This is a genomic window from Burkholderia sp. A2 (genome assembly GCF_001729305.1).
GTDB classification, from domain to species: Bacteria; Pseudomonadota; Gammaproteobacteria; order Burkholderiales; family Burkholderiaceae; genus Burkholderia; species Burkholderia sola.
Genome location: NZ_LZXX01000058.1, coordinates 1,265 through 2,083, shown reverse-complemented (window position 1 = coordinate 2,083; position 819 = coordinate 1,265). Strand labels below are relative to the sequence as shown.

1 protein-coding gene is annotated in these 819 nt (G+C 69.5%); it reads left to right on the top strand.

The features are described from left to right. Window positions 1–174: 174 nt before the first annotated feature. A partial coding sequence (locus tag A9Z05_RS05405) for a polyketide synthase (RefSeq protein WP_141723360.1) occupies window positions 175–819 on the top strand: 645 nt, incomplete at its 3' end.

The window sequence follows — 819 nt, the reverse complement described above, 5'->3', positions numbered from 1 at the left end:
CGGCCGCCGCGCACGCGCATTCCGCGCCGATCGTGGGCGGCGCCGAGGCGCCGCCTACCCGGGAGCAGCTTGCGGCGCTCTCCGACGCGCAGGCCGAAGCGCTGCTGCTGAAAGCGCTGCAGCGCTGAGCCGATCCCCGGCAGTCTCGTTCCGCGAACGTCTGGAGTGGTACACATGATCGAGTCCAATCGCGCGCCCGCCGCGCCCCTTACACCCGTGAAGCAAGCGTTGCTGAAGATCGACGCGCTGCAACGCGAACTGGCCGAAGCGCGCAGCGCGATGAACGAACCGATCGCCATCGTGGGCATGGGCTGCCGCCTGCCCGGCGGCGCGGATTCCGCCGACGCGCTCTGGTCGATGCTCGCGGACGGGACCGACGCCGTCGGCCCCGTGCCGGCCGACCGATGGACCGATGCGATCTACGATCCGCGGCCGGGCCGGCGCGACACGAGCTACAGCCGGCATGGCGGGTTCATCGACGACGTCGATCGTTTCGACGCGGGATTCTTCGGCGTGTCGGAGCGCGAGGCGCCGCACATCGATCCGCAGCAGCGGCTGTTGCTCGAATGCACGTGGCGTGCACTCGAAGATGCCGGCTTTTCGCGGGAAACGATCGCGTCGTACCGAACCGGCGTGTTCGTCGGCTCGTCGGTCGACGACTACGCGCGCGTCAGCGAGAGCGTAGCGGGCGACGCGCTCAGCTATGCGCAGACGTCGCTCGGTACCGCGCGGCCCTTCGCGGCCGGACGCATTTCCTACCTGTTCGGATTTCATGGGCCGGCGTTGCATCTCGACACCGCGTGCTCGTCGTCGCTCGTC